Source organism: Paenibacillus sp. FSL K6-1230 (genome assembly GCF_038002385.1).
Classification (GTDB): Bacteria; Bacillota; Bacilli; order Paenibacillales; family Paenibacillaceae; genus Paenibacillus; species Paenibacillus massiliensis.
This window is the reverse complement of the sequence record NZ_JBBOCK010000001.1, coordinates 687,851-703,781: the sequence shown is the minus strand read 5'-3', so window position 1 is coordinate 703,781 and position 15,931 is coordinate 687,851. Positions and strand designations below refer to the sequence as shown.

At 50.4% G+C, this 15,931-nt stretch carries 16 protein-coding genes; 3 read left to right on the top strand and 13 right to left on the bottom strand.

Annotated elements, in window-relative coordinates; genetic code table 11:
• Positions 1–23: 23 nt before the first annotated feature.
• The 7 genes from MKX74_RS03100 to MKX74_RS03070 all read right to left on the bottom strand — a co-directional run bounded on the left by MKX74_RS03100 (position 24) and on the right by MKX74_RS03070 (position 6,329).
• Entirely contained in the window at positions 24–863 is an 840-nt protein-coding gene (locus MKX74_RS03100; RefSeq protein WP_341177476.1) for a lipoate--protein ligase family protein, read from the bottom strand.
• 193 nt (positions 864–1,056) lie between these two features.
• Positions 1,057–1,650, bottom strand: coding sequence for a GTP cyclohydrolase I FolE (gene folE / locus MKX74_RS03095; protein ID WP_028592921.1), 594 nt, complete (start codon positions 1,648–1,650; stop codon positions 1,057–1,059).
• A 54-nt stretch (positions 1,651–1,704) separates the two neighbouring features.
• On the bottom strand, positions 1,705–1,956 hold the full coding sequence (locus MKX74_RS03090) for a YneF family protein (protein WP_404821539.1): 252 nt from the start codon (positions 1,954–1,956) through the stop codon (positions 1,705–1,707).
• Between the two features lie 105 nt (positions 1,957–2,061).
• Entirely contained in the window at positions 2,062–3,090 is a 1,029-nt protein-coding gene (locus tag MKX74_RS03085) for an HD-GYP domain-containing protein (RefSeq protein ID WP_341177475.1), read from the bottom strand.
• A gap of 47 nt (positions 3,091–3,137) precedes the next feature.
• On the bottom strand, positions 3,138–4,931 hold the full coding sequence (queG, locus tag MKX74_RS03080; protein WP_341180509.1) for a tRNA epoxyqueuosine(34) reductase QueG: 1,794 nt from the start codon (positions 4,929–4,931) through the stop codon (positions 3,138–3,140).
• A 252-nt stretch (positions 4,932–5,183) separates the two neighbouring features.
• Positions 5,184–5,777 carry a signal peptidase I gene (gene lepB / locus MKX74_RS03075; RefSeq protein WP_341177474.1) on the bottom strand — a complete coding sequence of 198 codons (594 nt, stop codon included), beginning with the start codon at positions 5,775–5,777 and terminating at the stop codon, positions 5,184–5,186.
• Between the two features lie 126 nt (positions 5,778–5,903).
• Positions 5,904–6,329: a GNAT family N-acetyltransferase gene (locus MKX74_RS03070; protein ID WP_018887390.1), complete on the bottom strand. Its 426-nt coding sequence runs from the start codon at positions 6,327–6,329 to the stop codon at positions 5,904–5,906.
• Between the two features lie 603 nt (positions 6,330–6,932).
• On the opposite strand from MKX74_RS03070, the gene MKX74_RS03065 reads away from it, so the two are divergent.
• Positions 6,933–7,544 (top strand): superoxide dismutase, encoded by a 612-nt coding sequence (locus tag MKX74_RS03065; protein WP_018887391.1) that lies wholly within the window; start codon positions 6,933–6,935, stop codon positions 7,542–7,544.
• Between the two features lie 230 nt (positions 7,545–7,774).
• Here the strand turns inward: MKX74_RS03065 and mutY are convergent, their stop codons facing one another.
• Together mutY and acpS are read right to left on the bottom strand one after the other, a co-directional pair.
• Positions 7,775–8,917 (bottom strand): A/G-specific adenine glycosylase, encoded by a 1,143-nt coding sequence (gene mutY, locus MKX74_RS03060; RefSeq protein WP_341177473.1) that lies wholly within the window; start codon positions 8,915–8,917, stop codon positions 7,775–7,777.
• A 27-nt stretch (positions 8,918–8,944) separates the two neighbouring features.
• Positions 8,945–9,343 (bottom strand): holo-ACP synthase, encoded by a 399-nt coding sequence (gene acpS / locus MKX74_RS03055; RefSeq protein WP_341180508.1) that lies wholly within the window; start codon positions 9,341–9,343, stop codon positions 8,945–8,947.
• A 200-nt stretch (positions 9,344–9,543) separates the two neighbouring features.
• Here acpS and MKX74_RS03050 point away from each other — a divergent pair, with 200 nt between their 5' ends.
• Positions 9,544–10,371 carry an alpha/beta hydrolase family protein gene (locus tag MKX74_RS03050; RefSeq protein ID WP_018887394.1) on the top strand — a complete coding sequence of 276 codons (828 nt, stop codon included), beginning with the start codon at positions 9,544–9,546 and terminating at the stop codon, positions 10,369–10,371.
• 142 nt (positions 10,372–10,513) lie between these two features.
• Here the strand turns inward: MKX74_RS03050 and nadE are convergent, their stop codons facing one another.
• From nadE to MKX74_RS03035, 3 genes are all read right to left on the bottom strand, one after another.
• The gene (gene nadE, locus MKX74_RS03045) at positions 10,514–11,323 is read right to left on the bottom strand and encodes an ammonia-dependent NAD(+) synthetase (RefSeq protein WP_018887395.1); all 810 of its coding nucleotides are present in this window, start codon (positions 11,321–11,323) and stop codon (positions 10,514–10,516) included.
• A gap of 225 nt (positions 11,324–11,548) precedes the next feature.
• On the bottom strand, positions 11,549–11,983 hold the full coding sequence (locus MKX74_RS03040; RefSeq protein ID WP_018887396.1) for a BrxA/BrxB family bacilliredoxin: 435 nt from the start codon (positions 11,981–11,983) through the stop codon (positions 11,549–11,551).
• Between the two features lie 171 nt (positions 11,984–12,154).
• The gene (locus tag MKX74_RS03035) at positions 12,155–13,864 is read right to left on the bottom strand and encodes an ATP-binding protein (protein WP_341177472.1); all 1,710 of its coding nucleotides are present in this window, start codon (positions 13,862–13,864) and stop codon (positions 12,155–12,157) included.
• 148 nt (positions 13,865–14,012) lie between these two features.
• Here MKX74_RS03035 and MKX74_RS03030 point away from each other — a divergent pair, with 148 nt between their 5' ends.
• The gene (locus MKX74_RS03030) at positions 14,013–15,284 is read left to right on the top strand and encodes a BaiN/RdsA family NAD(P)/FAD-dependent oxidoreductase (protein ID WP_341177471.1); all 1,272 of its coding nucleotides are present in this window, start codon (positions 14,013–14,015) and stop codon (positions 15,282–15,284) included.
• Between the two features lie 230 nt (positions 15,285–15,514).
• On the opposite strand, the gene MKX74_RS03025 is transcribed toward MKX74_RS03030, so the two are convergent.
• The gene (locus MKX74_RS03025) at positions 15,515–15,931 is read right to left on the bottom strand and encodes a hypothetical protein (protein ID WP_018887399.1); all 417 of its coding nucleotides are present in this window, start codon (positions 15,929–15,931) and stop codon (positions 15,515–15,517) included.

Here is a 15,931-nt window from a genome sequence, read left to right as displayed (position 1 = left end):
GATGCCTATGAATATAGTGATGCTCATTTGATATCCGTATCATAACGGGCTCTTAGAGCCGTCACCTGTCCATCAAGATCAGATAACCCAACTTCGGCATCCTTCAGCATTTGGAGGGTGCTTGTTTTTTGCACACTAGTCAGAAGGGATTGTATGTAAGCTTCAACCGATGGAACCCCGGCCAGCTCGGCCAGACTGCCCATCGTCTCTGGTACCACCTGTGGGTAGTCATGCGCCGACCCGCCAGCTGCAGTATCATAGAAGCTTCTAACCGTGCGCCCCCGATCCACGCCTGCTCCGGTAACAATAACGAAGGCGGTAATCATGTAGGCCTTGGCCTGCCTCCGCTGTGCGATTCCGCAAAATTTACGCCCGTCAATGCTTAGATCATAGTCCCCTGGGCAAAAGGAGCCTGACACCTCTCCTGCTCTCACGAGTGGATGCCAGGGACGGATCGCATCACCAAGCAGCTGTGCCATCAGCTGAAAATCAGCATGAATTCCGATGCTATGCTGCGGGTTCGGCATAATCAAGGACACATTCAGGACACCGCTATCCAGAAGTACTGCTGCCCCGCCAGATGGACGGACACAGGCATCCAGACCGGATTGACGTAGCTTCTCTAATGCCGCTGTAGCTGCGGGGAGCCGTCGATCACGGTGGCCGATGACCACAGCTCCAGAATGCTGCCATAGATGTAGTACGGGACCAAGCTCGCCCCGCCCCACCTTTCTACCCATCAGCTCTTCCCAGGCTAACGGATATAGCACACCTTTTGCTCTCAGCTCTGGCGGTGCCACCTGCAACAGAATTTCTGCGGGGAGCGACGATACTCTCTGGTTACCACTGTCTTGTCTAGTCACGTCTCTTTGACCTCCTCATCCACAAAGTAGCCATTACGCAGACAGGAGGCACTCCATCAGATTCAAAATCTGCTTGGGATGCCTCCTGTCTGTTAGATAAAATATACTGAATTGCTACGAACAGCTTATCGTGATCCAGCTTATATCAGCCTGTATACGTGCCACCGATGATCTGTAGCTCTGTCCCTGAACCTTATTCCTTGATCAGTGATAAGAACTCTGCCCGCTGTGCTGCATCCTGACGGAAGGAGCCGCGTACAGCCGATGTTACGGTCTTGCTTCCGGGCTTCTTGACTCCGCGCGCACACATACACAGATGCTCGCCTTCCACGACCACCATCACGCCATGCGGATGAACAACCTCCGTAAGAATGTCTGCGATCTGGGACGTAATACGCTCTTGCACCTGCAGACGGCGTGTAATCGCCTCTACTAGTCTTGCCAGCTTGCTAAGACCTACGATCTTGCCGCTAGGCACGTATCCAATATGGACCTTCCCGAAGAAAGGGGCCATATGATGCTCACATTGACTGTAGTACACAATATCCTTCACGATGACAAGCTCCTCATGGTTCTCGTCAAAGGTAATACCCAGCGCTTCACGGGGGTCTACTGCATAGCCCGCGAAAATCTCCTCATACATCCGGGTTACACGTGCCGGTGTCTCCAGCAGCCCTTCCCGCTGAGGGTCCTCGCCAATCAGCTTCAGGATTTGCTCCACATGATATTCGATTTTTTCACGGTTCTCTGTTACCTTGTCGTTCACGTAGTCCTTAACTCCGGCCATTGTTCAACCTCCTTACGCCATATCAGCTGTTGTTGCTGTCTGTGCTCATGCTAGTTATTTCCGGCGACCTTGATTTTTACGCGGTCCGGATTGATTTTTGGCAAACTGTTGGCCTTTCATCATCTGCTGTGCCTGTTGCATCTGTTTGCTGTTCAGATTGTAGCCCATCTGCTTGGCCATTTTTTGCAGAGCCGCAGGGTCACTTTGCATTTTCTCCAGTTGCTTGCGGAGATAATAGGCTCCGATGAAGAATCCCCCGACCAAACCTACGATGAGCGTAATAATTGGAATAATGTAACTCCACATTATGAGCTTGTCACCTCTGTATGTTCATATGTTGCGTGTGCTTTGGGCTCTACGCACTACGATATCATAGCATTTTCCATCATTCCCGGCAAACAAATTGACGGATCATACCATGACCGAATCAATGAATACGGTCGTGTGTACCGCGAGGTCAATTTCCTTAACCTCTAGATCTCCACCATGATCCTTCACAATCCGGATAACCGGACGACTCGGCAAGCCACGATGCTGACGTACAACGACACCTGCTTCCTTCGTGGACAGACGTACCCCACTGCCATTCGGGTACACAGAGATGATGCGATTGAACTCGATTAACACCTCATGATCCAGCTCACGGTTCGACATCGCCATAAGCTCCTCACAGGCTTCGTGCGGAAGCATACCACGTCCATTAAACGGATTCACGAGATTATCATAGGTATTGGCTACAGCTACAATCTTGGCATAGATATGGATGTCGTCTGACGCTAGTCCCCTTGGCAAACCTTCACCGTCGACCCGTTCATGGTGCTGAAGCGCCACATGAGCGATCAGCAGATTGAATTCACGCTTGGACTTGAGCAGCTCAAAGCCCTGCCATGTATGATGGTTGCGGGTGATATCCAGAAGCTTCGTCTCGGAATTCAGGTCAATCTTCCCAATATCATGCAAGAGTGCACCTATGGCTAGCTCTCTCAGTTGGGGGGTGTTCAATCCCATATTAATTCCAATCATGGTAGACATGAGGCATACATTAATACCGTGGACATATTGCGCATTATCTACAGTACGAATATCGGTCAGTTGTATGAGCGTCTCTTTGTTACCCATAGCTTCGTCCAGAATCTGATCCACACTAGCTGCTACCTTGCGCGGGCTCCAGTCTTTACCTGAGCGTAGAGCACTGAATGTCTGATTCATCTCGGTGATGACCGCTGTCTTGGTCTGATTACTCAGTACTTCCTCAACTTCGATGTCCTCCAAAGTCGGGTCCTTAATATATAGCATCGTAACACCAATACGATTCAACGTATTAATCATGTACACCGTTAACTGCACGTCTGCGGACAGTAATACTGCCCCATTGCCCGAATACACTGTTTTCCCCAGATATTGACCTGGTTCCACCTTATCTATGCTTACATATTTCATCGTGTCTTCCCCCGTGAATGAGCATCCGCTCTGCTAATGTCTATATATCAACGGATCGTGCGCGATTGTTCCAGATCCAGCAGATGCGTCTTGACTTGCAAGCCGCCTGCGTAGCCTACGAGCCGCCCGTCTGCTCCGCCTACTCGATGACAAGGAATAATGATGGGCAGCGGGTTCTTGTTGTTCGCTCCGCCTACTGCGCGCACTGCTTTTGGTCTGTCGATCCGCTGGGCAATCGTTGTGTAGGACACCACATCCCCATAAGGTATATCGGCAAGTGCGCCCCATACTTGTAGCTGGAACGGCGTTCCCTTGATATCCAGAGGAAGCTCGAACGCCTCCCTGCTACCCGCGAAGTAAGCCTTCAACTGATCAGCCGCCTCAACAAGGCGCTCTGGTTCTTGTATAAAGGTATAATCACCGATCCATGTACGAGCCCATTGCTGAAGCACCGCCTCCTGCACCTGATACGCTCCGAATTCGACTCGGCATAGCCCCTGTTCCGTAGCGCATAGCGTCAAGATCCCTATGGGAGTGTGCAACTCATCATAGTATACCGGACTGCTGTCAGGCTGCTGCTGATGCACATTCACGGTACCCCGCGTAGCTTGGCTGGGAGTCTCTGTGGTTGCCTGTGAATATCCGGCTGCGGTGTGCTCATGCTCCGCTACATGTTGAGACTTGGCCCCACCTTCGTCTTTGCTTACTGCTCCGTCTTCTTCCCCTTTTAGACGGGAAATGGCCTTATCAAGCATGTCTAATACTTTCTCATGTTGTTCCTTCTCTGTTGCTAATTGGACTGCTCTCATTGCACTCTCCCCTCCAATCTGACTCAATGACCAGGCAGCCGTACCTCTAAGCTCAGGCCGTGGATCATGCAGTAGCACCTCGGTTAGTTTCGGAACAGCACTCTTGTCTTTGAAATTCCCGAGGGCAATGACTGCATTGCGCTGGATAGGCTTCTTGCCCCGCCAGGCAGCGGCACTCTGTCCGAAGCGCTCCTTGAACTCCCGATTGCTCAGATCCAGCAATGGTAGCAGCAGCGGCTTCACAATCTCGGGGTCTGGTGTCAGCTCAGGATGCCTGTCCCAATGCTTGCCCTTGTTTTTGGGACATACGATCTGACAGGTATCACAGCCGTAGAGTCGGTTGCCAATCTTCTTCATGAACTCCTCTTCCAGAAAACCCTTTGTCTGCGTCAGGAAAGAAATGCAGCGCTGTGCATTCAGCTCCCCTGGTCCGACCAATGCCCCCGTTGGACAGGCATCGATGCACTTCGTGCATTCTCCGCATCCCTCAGTTACGGGCTGGTCCGGCTGGAAGGGAATGTTTGTCACCAGCTCCCCCAGGTATATCCATGATCCCAGCTCAGGAGAAATAATCGCACAGTTCTTTCCGCTGAACCCGATGCCAGCTCGCTCCGCTACCGCACGGTCCACCAGCTCTCCCGTGTCAACCATGCTCTTGATGACAGCACCTGGTACGCGATCTCGTAAATACGCCTCCAACTTGGACATCGCCTCTCGCAGGACCTCATGGTAGTCACGCCCCCAGGCTGATCGTGATAATATACCGCGATATTTCCCTGGCTCAGAGCGAGGCGGGTCCTTCATTTTGGATGGATACGCGACAGCAATAGAGATCAACGAAGCCGGAACCGCATCATCCAGCGCCGGGTAGACACGTTTCTCGATATCTGGCTCCTCAAAGCCAGACTCATAGCCTTTGGCCCGGTGCTCCTCCAGTAGCTTCTTCAGGGAGAGAAAAGGATCAGCCGCAGCAAAGCCAATCGCATCTATTCCCAAATCAGGTGCTGCTGCTATCACTTCCTGCTTCAGCATCTCCCAGTTCACTCTGACTGCGGTGGCAGCATGGTTCGTATCCAACTTCTTCCCCTCCTTATCGACGCATGTGAACGCATCCATATTTTCACAGATTACACAGAGCCGATACTCACTCTCTCGTGCTCATCCTTCTCTCGTACTCTGTATTCCCCTATGATTCTGTATTTCTAAAATTCCATTTTTTACTGACACTCCATACTTCTCTGGCATTCCATATCCTCAAGCCACAGTGTTGTTAGACTCTCCCCACTACCTCAACAGCTTGCGTTCATCCCAAGGCCAGAACACGAACTCAGCTCGTCCACTGATAAGATGCCTGTCCACACTGCCGAAATAGCGACTATCCTTGCTGCTTCCGTAGTGACGATTATCTCCCATGACAAAAAAACGTGATTCTTCAAGCTTCAAAGGCCCGTAATTGTCTCCTTCGATCATGGACATCGTATAGGCTTCCAGTTGAAGCTTGCCATTAATATATAATTGTCCACTTCTGATCTCGACCGTATCTCCAGGCACGCCTACGACACGCTTGATTAGCAGCTTTCTCCCGTCGCCATCCGGCTGAGGATCACGGAGCACCACAACCTCACCCCGCTGGGGCTGCCAGAAATGAAAGACCCATTTATTCACAAGCACATGCTGGCCCTCTGTTAATGTCGGGTGCATCGAGTAGCCTCGAACCGTAGATAGGTTAACTATGAACAGGTTCATCAGCAGCACGATCAGCATACCGATTACCGCCATCCTCAGCCATTCCTTAAGCTCTGTGAGCCACGGAGCATCTGCGGTCTTCTGGCCCGTGTCTTCCCCGCTCGGAAGCCTGTCCCTTACCGGCGTATCCATATCCTCGCCCCTTCCTAGTGCGCACAGAAGCCGTACAAATAGAAAAGCATATCTCCTGTCCGATTGCAACGGTTAGGGAGATATGCCTTTATGGTAATTTTCACAAACAGCTTGCCAGCCTGCTGTTCAGTTAGGCGCCAAAATACTTAGCTTCTGGAATGCTTGGAGAATCTGATTCGCTCCATATCCCATAGCTTCATACAGTGGCATAGCCGCTTTGTTGTGCTCGTCGCCAGCTACCCAGATCCGGCTAACCTTGCGAGTCTGGAAGCGTTGCTCCATAGCCTCTACCAGAGCTTTGCCGATGCCTTGTCTCCGGTGGTCCGGATGAATGGCAATGCGGTAATAGCAGCCATGGTTCTGGTCAATCGTGCCAATCAGGGCACCTACCAACTTCCCCTCGTCCTCTGCAACCACAATAAGATCCGAATCCCAAGACAATTGACGGGCAAATGCCCCAATAGTATTAGTGTAACACTCTTCAGATAATGCATCTTGCATAAGTTCAGTAACTTGGCTAACATCACTCAACTGAAAGGAACGAATCTGCATAATGTAATATCTCCCTTTTTCGTAGCATAATAAAATGTACACTCATCCGGAACCAGCACACAAGACAAAGCCGGTTGAGCTGTCTATACTATATATGTACTGGATTAATGTAATTTTGCAGTGACAAATGTTGTGCGAATCGACTGACAACTCGCAGAATGTGTCGAAAATGGGACACCCGACCGTGACATGTGGAAAAAGCGGCCTGCCATAAAGAATCTACATTAGATTTCTACTTCAGTGCTCTTTATACTCTCCTAGTATTGTAAAATATTTGTGACAATAAAGTGACAAAAAAAGCCGACTAGGAGGGCTCACTCAATTATTAAACCACAAAATAAGTCATATTTCATCTCATTTTTTGTGCAACCGCTTACTATAAAACGCTTACATTTTTACTTATATTTAACCAAACGTTCGTATTTCAAGAAATGTATAGCTTCTCTGTTCCAGGAAATGCTATGAGATGCCTATTCCTAACCTCGGGGTATTTTTTAAACAAAAATGTTGAAAAAATATGTGGAATGCGGTTTAATATAAGTGTCGAGGGTATTATTACATAGGAACACCTTAACAACTATCTAACTCAGGAGGGATTTTATCATGGCATTTGAATTACCAGCACTTCCTTACTCCAATGACGCACTTGAACCGCATATCGACGCGTTGACTATGGAGATTCACCACGACCGTCACCACAACACATATGTAACGAACCTGAATGCTGCACTGGAAAGCGCACCTGAGCTGCAAAGCAAAAGCCTGGAAGACCTGATCTCCAACCTGGATAGCGTTCCTGAAAGCATCCGTACTGCTGTTCGCAACAACGGCGGTGGACATGCTAACCATACGCTGTTCTGGGAAGTGATCGGACCTAACGGCGGCGGACAACCAACTGGCGCGATTGCTGATGCGATCGGCAGCGAGCTTGGCGGCTATGATAAATTCAAAGAAGACTTCACCAAAGCAGCTACCACTCGCTTCGGCAGTGGCTGGGCATGGCTCGTAGTTGGCAAAGACGGCAAGCTGGCAATCACTAGCACGCCTAACCAAGACAGCCCGCTGATGGAAGGTCAGACTCCGGTTCTCGGACTGGATGTGTGGGAGCACGCTTACTACCTGAACTATCAGAACAAACGCCCTGCTTACATTGAAGCTTTCTTCAACGTAATCAACTGGGATGAAGTGAACAAACGCTACGCAGCAGCAAAATAAGCTATGTGACGTGACGAGTACCCTGTCGACCTTGCGAGGTCGGCGGGGTGCTTTTTTATTGGTCACTTTTAATCGGTCCTATTTTTGTACTTCTTGTTTCATTCTAGCAAGACAATGCAAACAGCCAAGAGCGATCCCATATAGCTTCGGAATGCGACTCTTGGCTACTCATAATGATGGTCCATACAATTATTGCTTCTACCATCGCTACTACTATTTACTGCTAACAATTATTGCTGAAAATATCCACGAATAATATCCAAAAAGACCTTCGGAAACGCCAGCGTCTCCATATCCTTCTCTTGAATCCAACGTAATAACGGTTGTACGCCTTCTGTCGTAGGAGCCATGGCTTCGATTCGATCACCCTTCACCAGCGTGGGCTCCTCCATACAACGATACACCCGCAGGTTCCAGTGAATATGGCTGAAGGTATGCTCTGCTTCTCGAAGGAAGCCTAGAGGCTGCAGCCCAATGCCCTCCTCACGCAGACTGCCTGCAAGCCAATCCATCGCCGGCTCATCCGGTACAGGACCGTCTACACCGCTCGGCGAAGCAGGTACATGCGGCAGCTCCCACATGCGAGCCAGCAGCCCAGTAGCCGGACGCTGACGTACCAGAATACGCCCTGCGTGCTCGCCCACACCCTCGATCAGGGCTACCGAACGCTGCTCCAAGCGTGGCGGCTTGGCCTTCGTCTTCACCGGTAAGGTCTCCTCTCGCCCAGCCAGTCTTCCAGCACAATGCTCCATCACAGGGCAGGTGAGACAATGCGGCGATTTTGGCGTACAGACGAGTGCCCCCAGCTCCATCAAGGCCTGGTTGAAATCCGAGGCCCGCTGATCGGGAATGAGCTCGCGTACCAGCTCCTCCATCGCAGCACGAGTGCTGCCCTTCATAATATCGTCCTCGATTAAGAACTGACGCGACAGCACGCGCATCACATTTCCATCCACAGCGGGCTCTGGACGATTGAAGGCGATACTCATGATGGCTCCGGTCGTGTAAGGTCCAACCCCTTTTAGCGCAGCTACAGCCACACGATCATCGGGGACGTTCCCCCCGTGCAACTCCATGACCTGCTTGGCAGCCTGCTGCAGATTCCGTGCACGGGAATAATACCCCAGCCCTTCCCAATGCTTGAGTACATCCTCCTCCGGAGCCTCTGCCAAAGCCTGAATGGTCGGAAAACGGTCGATGAACCGGTGAAAGTAGGGAATCACTGTCTCCACTCTCGTCTGCTGCAGCATAATCTCGGATACCCATATGAAAAAAGGATCACGATGTCTTCTCCACGGCAAATCACGTTTATTAACCATGTACCAGCCTAGTAGCTCTCTACTAAAATACCGTTGATGCTCCATTCTATTCATTGTATACCATATCTCCTGTGAACCGTATTATGTCGTCGTCACCTGCTCTACCACGGCAAAAGCCGAAGCCATGGCTGGCTGATGCGTAATGCTGATATGAACTGTATGTTGCTGTGCCTGCAGCCCCAGCCTATGCCAAGCCTCATCTGAGATACACACCACAGGTCGCCCGCCCTCGGCAGGCAATATACTTATATCCGTAAAAGAGAGCTTACCCCCAATTCCGCAGCCAAATGCCTTGCTGATGGCTTCCTTCGCCGCGAATCGTCCTGCCACGAATTCAGCAAGTCTGGCTGCACGCTGCTCCGCCAGTGTCCGTTCCGCCTCGGTCAGCACCCTTCGCATAAATGCCTGTCCTGTTGAGCGCTCCAGTATGGCAATAATTCTGCCAATCTCAATGATATCGTGTCCGATCCCGTAGATGATGTTCATCACCTTCTCTTCTGCTTCAAAATGTACGACTTGGCTCCTATTTAGCACCAATGGTGGTAGTAAAGCCTTTTCGCTATGAAAAGGCCACTCCTTATTGTAGCAGGTTGCTGTACCTGCTGGCGAGTCTCTTCGCCTTCCAAAAGCTTGCATGCTAAAATGGAATAGAATCCCTTATATTCAAGGAGGTACTGAAAATGCCACAGACATGGATCATCTCCGCTGGACCTGACCAAGCCATCCAAGCCTCATTGTATACGGCTCATAACAGAGCCAAAGCAGTCATCATTATCGCACATGGCTTCAAGGGATTTAAGGACTGGGGCATGTTCCCCTATGTAGCTGAAGCTTTGCGATCTGGCTATCATGTGGTTACCTTTAATTTCTCGCACAATGGTATAGGCCAGGACATGGAGAGCTTCACAGAGCTGGAGAAATTCGCTGTGAATACCTACAGCCGCGAACAGGCTGATCTGGAGTCCGTTGTCCATGCTCTGAAGGACAAGCCTGATCTGCGTGAGCTCCCCTTATTCCTGCTCGGCCATAGCCGCGGGGCAGGGAGCTGCTTCGTCTATGCACTGGATCATCCGGATCAAGTGACCGGCGTCATTTCCTGGAATGGGGTCACGGATCTCGATTTATTTACGGAGGAGCAAAAGCAGGAGATGCGCGAGTTGGGCCGCTCTCATGTTGAGAATACCCGGACAGGCCAGCAACTGCCACTCGATGTCATCATTCTGGAGGATCTGGAACGGAACCAGGGGCAATATGCGATCATTGATCGGCTTGCAGCTTCTTCCTTGCCGGCTGTACTGATTCAAGGCACTGAGGACAGCTCCCGCTTGCGTAAGGGTTCCGCACGTCTGACTGCCGTTCGGCCAGATATAGAATGGGTGCAGATTGATGGTGGCAGTCATACCTTCAATACAGTTCATCCCTTCGCAGGCACGACGCCGCAGCTCAACCAGGCAATTACGGAGACGCATCGCTTCATGGAGCGATTATTGAACCCATCCCTTACCTGATACTGCCCCTGTCACATCCTCAGCCACCTAAGATGCAGTCTCCTATACCCTAATACAATAGGTAGAGGTATGTAAGCAAATCTTAAAAAGCCGCAAGACTCCAGATGGTTATCCAGAGCCTTGCGGCTTTAATCAACGGTCTTTAGATGCCTGGGATACTTGTCCGCTTATGAGCAGTGCGGGTGAAATAATTCTCCAGAATCTCGCGGGCTTTGGGATCAATATCCTTGCCCTCCAGATAATCGCTATTATCGTCATAGCTGATGCCCAACTCGCCTTCGTCTGTCTGGCCCTCCCACAGCCCTGCAGACGGTGCCTTGTCCAGAATCGGCTGAGGCACACCCAGATAGGCTGCCAGCTTGCGGACCTGACGCTTGTTCAGACTCGACAGCGGCGTAATATCTACCGCCCCGTCACCCCACTTGGTGTAGAAGCCAGTAATCGCCTCGGAAGCGTGGTCTGTCCCGACAACGAGCAGATTCAGCTCATTCGCCAGTGCGTATTGTACGACCATGCGCGTTCTCGCCTTCACATTACCTTTGCCCTGATACGTCATGGAGCGATCCATCCCCATGGACTGGAAGGACTTCTCGACCTCCAGTGCGATATCATTCACAGGCTGTTCAATATTCGTCTCGGCCGTGTGCTTCAGGTTGAAGGCCTTGGCTACAGAGTAGCTGTCCTCAATATCCTGCTGTGTACCAAAAGGCTGGAATACGCCAAGCGTCATGAACGGCCCTTCCTGCTCCTCATTCAGCTCGTCGGTTGCCCGCTTGCACAGGGCTGTCGCTACGGCACTATCAATTCCCCCGCTAATGGCGATCAGCAAGCCCTTGGAGCCTGTCTTTTGGACGTAGCTCTTCAGGAAATCAACCCGCTTGCGTACCTCTGTCTCCTCATTAATGGTAGGCTGGACGCCCAGCTCTGCAATGATTTGCTCCTGTAAACTCATTCTTACACCTCATTTTTAATTGTTATTTCCTGAGTCTATGCATTCTACACATGACTTTCATTAACCACATATGTGGTTCGAGCCTACACCAATTATAAAACAGAGTCCTGCAGCTGCTCGATGTACTTTCTAACAGGCAGGGGTGAGAGACCGTAATAAATATGTAAAACGCCCCGGCAGTTTTCGATAGACGAAAGATGCAGGAGCGTTATGGAATCCGTTGTCTTAACGGCAGAAACGGTCAAACGCGCTAGTCAGATCCTCCGCAATCTGCTGTGCAGAACGGTCCTCAACCTGATGACGTTCGATGAAGTGAACCAGCTCGCCGTCCTTTAGCAATGCAATGGATGGAGAAGAAGGCGGATACGGCGCGAAATACTCGCGTGCCTTGGCCGTTGCTTCCTTATCCTGTCCAGCAAAAACTGTGAACAGGTGGTCTGGTGTGATATCGTGCTGCAGAGCCTGTGCTACACCTGGACGGCATTGTCCAGCCGCACAGCCGCATACCGAGTTAATGACTACAAGAGCAGTCCCCTTGGCTGTAGGAAGCTGAGCTTCTACCTCTTCGACAGTACGCAGCTCTTGAACTCCCAGCGCAGTCAGTTCATCCCGCATAGGTTGAACCATGTCTCTCATATATTGGTCGAATGACATTGACATGTGTATGTCCACTCCTTTATTTCCGTTGGATTGTTATTTGTTGACAGATCTCTCTGTCAATAAACTTTGATATAAAAAATCGCCACAACTGAAACTTATTTTCTTACTTATTATACAGGCAAGCTCTTCGAATGCAAAGTAGAACCCGAGTCCTCGCTTGCACGAAATCCTTTATACAGCAGAAACTTCTGCAATTTTGCGAAACTTCACGATGAAAGAGGTTCCCTCCCCTTCCGTAGACTTCACGATGATCGTACCATGATGGCGCTCAGCTATGCTCATACACAGCGCAAGTCCTAATCCGGTCCCCTTGCTCTTGGTCGTGTAGAAGGGTTCAAACAGTCGGTCAATCTGACTTTGCGGGATTCCAGGGCCGGTATCACGCACCTCCAGCTCAACGTAATCGGGGCAAGAGCGAGTGGACAGAGTTAAAGTTCCCTTATCGTTCATCGCTTCCATCGCGTTGCGCGACAGGTTAAGTATCAGCTGCTTCATTTCCTTAGAATTCATATGCAATGAGGATACGCTGTCTGACAGCTTAAGCTCTATACTCTGTCCTCTAAGATTCGCATCAGCCCACAAAAGTGGACTTAGTTCCTGTATAATGCTATGAAGATGCATTTCCTCTTTCTCGACGGCACGATTCTGTGCCAGAGACAGGAAATCCGTAATGATTCCATTGGCTCGATCCAACTCATCCATCACAATTCGGTAGTAGTGGTGTAAGGAGGTGGGGCTTTTCTCACGCATCAGCTGCAGAAATCCCCTCACTACAGCCATCGGATTGCGGATCTCGTGCGTAATACCTGCTGCCATCTGGCCAACGAGACTGAGTCTCTCGACATTGCCCATCTCGCTGCGGAGCACCTCCAGCTCTGTCGTATCCTGCGCGGAGATCAGCACACCAGTAATCTCCTGTGTCTGATAGTCACGTAGAGGAGCAAGATTAGATAAGTAGGAGTGCTGACCGTAACGGAGCAGTTCCGTGACTTTATCTCCCCCCATAACGGCCTGAAAACGTCTTCGAAAACCGTTCATATAATGAGGCGAGGTGAACTCTGGTATCTTCTTCCCAATCACGTCTTCCATTTGCAGACTCGCTTGATCCCGCTGGTACAGGCGAAGCATGATCTTGTTCATAAATACAACAGATTCCTCATGATCCAGCACCATGACAGCTAGTGGCAGTGCCTCAGAGATTTGTCTGAACCTGTCGGCTTCATTCAGATACTTCGTCATAAGCTGGTCGAAGTCCCTCGATCTCTGCTGACTCTCTGTAACCCTCTCAACGGCATAGACGTGGAGTAGCGGAAGCAAGAGCATCGCAGCCAAGCTACTTAGCAAGATGGCTACACCTGGCAATCGAAATAAATATGTATAATCAAAGGATAGCCACGGAATCAAGCTGGCCAAGCTCCAGTGAATTGCAGACAATGTGGAGATAATCCAATATTGCTGGACGGTGGATCTCATTTTAAAATGAAATGAAACCAGCCATAGCAATGGAATCAGTAGCACACCAGAATGGAGAACCAGATTCGACATCGACAAGAGGTCTGAGGCTCCAAAGTGAAGAAACATACTGGAGCATAGGAGTATTATGCCCGTTAACGTGTTACCATATAGTACGCCGGTCATCAAAGGAACAATTCCGAGATTCAGAATGACGCCGGGAATTAACTCATGTTGAAATAAGGTGCAGAGCCATATCGACGGCAGACAAGCAAGCAGAATCACCCATTCCAGATGCAACTGACTCTTGCCGCTGCGCTTGAAGTAGCCCGTGATCCATCCCTTGGGCAGTACGCAGAATAGGCCTGCCGTTACAGCAGCTAGAAGAATCTGGAGTACAATGTCCTTCATCACGGTAAAAATGACCATCTCCTCCTCCTAATGGCTGCAACTGATAGTTCGATTAAAACATAGGCAACAATATATTACAATAATATGTAATAACTTCCGAGATTATGTTCAGTTAAGTCGGAAAAATGTATCTTTAGCACTAATGAAAAAGGAAGATAATATAACAATGACATATGAATTGATAGTAATAGGGGCTGGCTCAGCGGGCTTGATGGCAGCTGCTGCTGCTGGTGAAGCGGGAGCACGTGTGCTTTTGCTCGAAAAAGGTGACAAGCTGGGGCGGAAGCTCGGTATTTCTGGCGGTGGACGCTGCAATGTGACGAATGCGAAGGAATTAGATGAGCTTATTCGCCATATTCCGGGAAACGGGCGTTTTTTGCATAGTGCACTGGCGAATTTTAGCAACAAGGATATTGCTGCCTTCTTCGAGCAGTTGGGGATTCGACTGAAGGAAGAGGATCATGGTCGAATGTTCCCGATCACGGATAAAGCCAAGTCTGTAGTTGATGCTCTTGTACGGAAGGTGCGCAGTGTTGGAGTGGATATTCGGACGAACTGTCCAGTAGCGGAGGTGCTGTATACAGAAGGCGCAGTCTCTGGCGTTCGCCTGCGCAATGGCGAGAAGATTCGCTGCGAGAAGGTTATTGTGGCCGTAGGCGGCAAATCCGTCCCCCATACCGGCTCGGAGGGAGATGGCTACGCCTGGGCTGAGCAAGCCGGGCATACGATCACAGAGCTGTACCCGACTGAAGTACCTTTGGTATCGAATGAGCCTGTGATCCAGAGCAAAGAGCTTCAAGGTCTTTCCCTGCGTGAGGTGTCACTGACCGTGTGGAGTGCCAAGAATAAAAGGATCGTCACCCACGAGGGAGATATGATCTTCACCCACTTTGGCCTCTCAGGTCCAGCGGCCCTGCGTTGCAGCCAGTTCGTCGTGAAGGAGCTGAAGAAGAATGGCGGCGGTAACGTTCTGCTGACCATTGATCTGCTTCCACAGCTTCGTGAGCAGGAGATCTATGACGAAAGCTATGCGCTGGCTGCACAGGATGCCAAGAAGGCCATTAAGAATGTACTCAAAGGGTACGTGCCGGAGAAGCTCGTGCCGATCCTGCTGGAACAAAGCGGACTATCTGGTGACATCACCTATGCCCATATTCCAAAGCAGCAATGGATGGAGCTTGCCAAATGCATCAAGGCCATTCCCGTAAGAATCAGCGGGACCCGCTCCATTAAGGAAGCCTTCGTCACTGGCGGTGGCGTATATCTGAAGGAGATTGATCCCCGCAGTATGGAATCGAAGCTCATGTCTGGGCTCTATTTCTGTGGTGAGATTCTCGACATTCATGGTTATACAGGAGGCTATAACATTACGGCTGCCTTCACCACCGGGCATAATGCCGGGACGCATGCGGCTTCCACCTTGAAGGGTCACGGCTAGTTCCGTAATCAGATCCAACGTGAGCTCAGGCCGCTGCAATCGGGGGAGCCTGTCAGCTACGCTTTAAATACTAGTATCGCAGGTTAGAATTATTAATGTATGCCCCACTTTATGCTACACATCATTAAGCAAGCCCTCTGCCGCCCCATGATTACATCGTGGGAATGCGGTACAGAGGGCTTGTGCTCGTATCATAGTTCTGACTTTCAACGTTATGTGCCCTAGTGGTCCTATGCCTTCACGCTACCCGAGAATCCGTCAACATCTGGCTCCGGCAGGCTATCACTGCTCACATTCCGACCAGACATGGAGGATTCCAGCGACTGATAGCTATCAATAGCTCCTGTGCTATAGGCCTCACTCCAATCCTCATTCACGGTGTGGGCCGGAATAATAATCCCCCCAGCTTCGTACGCATGAGGTGTAGCATCGTAAGCCAGAGACGTTCCTTGTAGCTGTAGCTGTCCCCCATGAAGCTGGCAAATCTCTAGTGCAGATTCCACGTCCTGATTCTCAATCTGCAGTCTGACCTCTCCTCCCCCTGCATGCTCTGCCTCGTAGCCAATCTCACGCAAGGTGTCGCATGCGGATGCTGCAGCTCCTTCATTAGCAAAGTAGAACTGAATTGACGCCGCTTCTGTATTCAT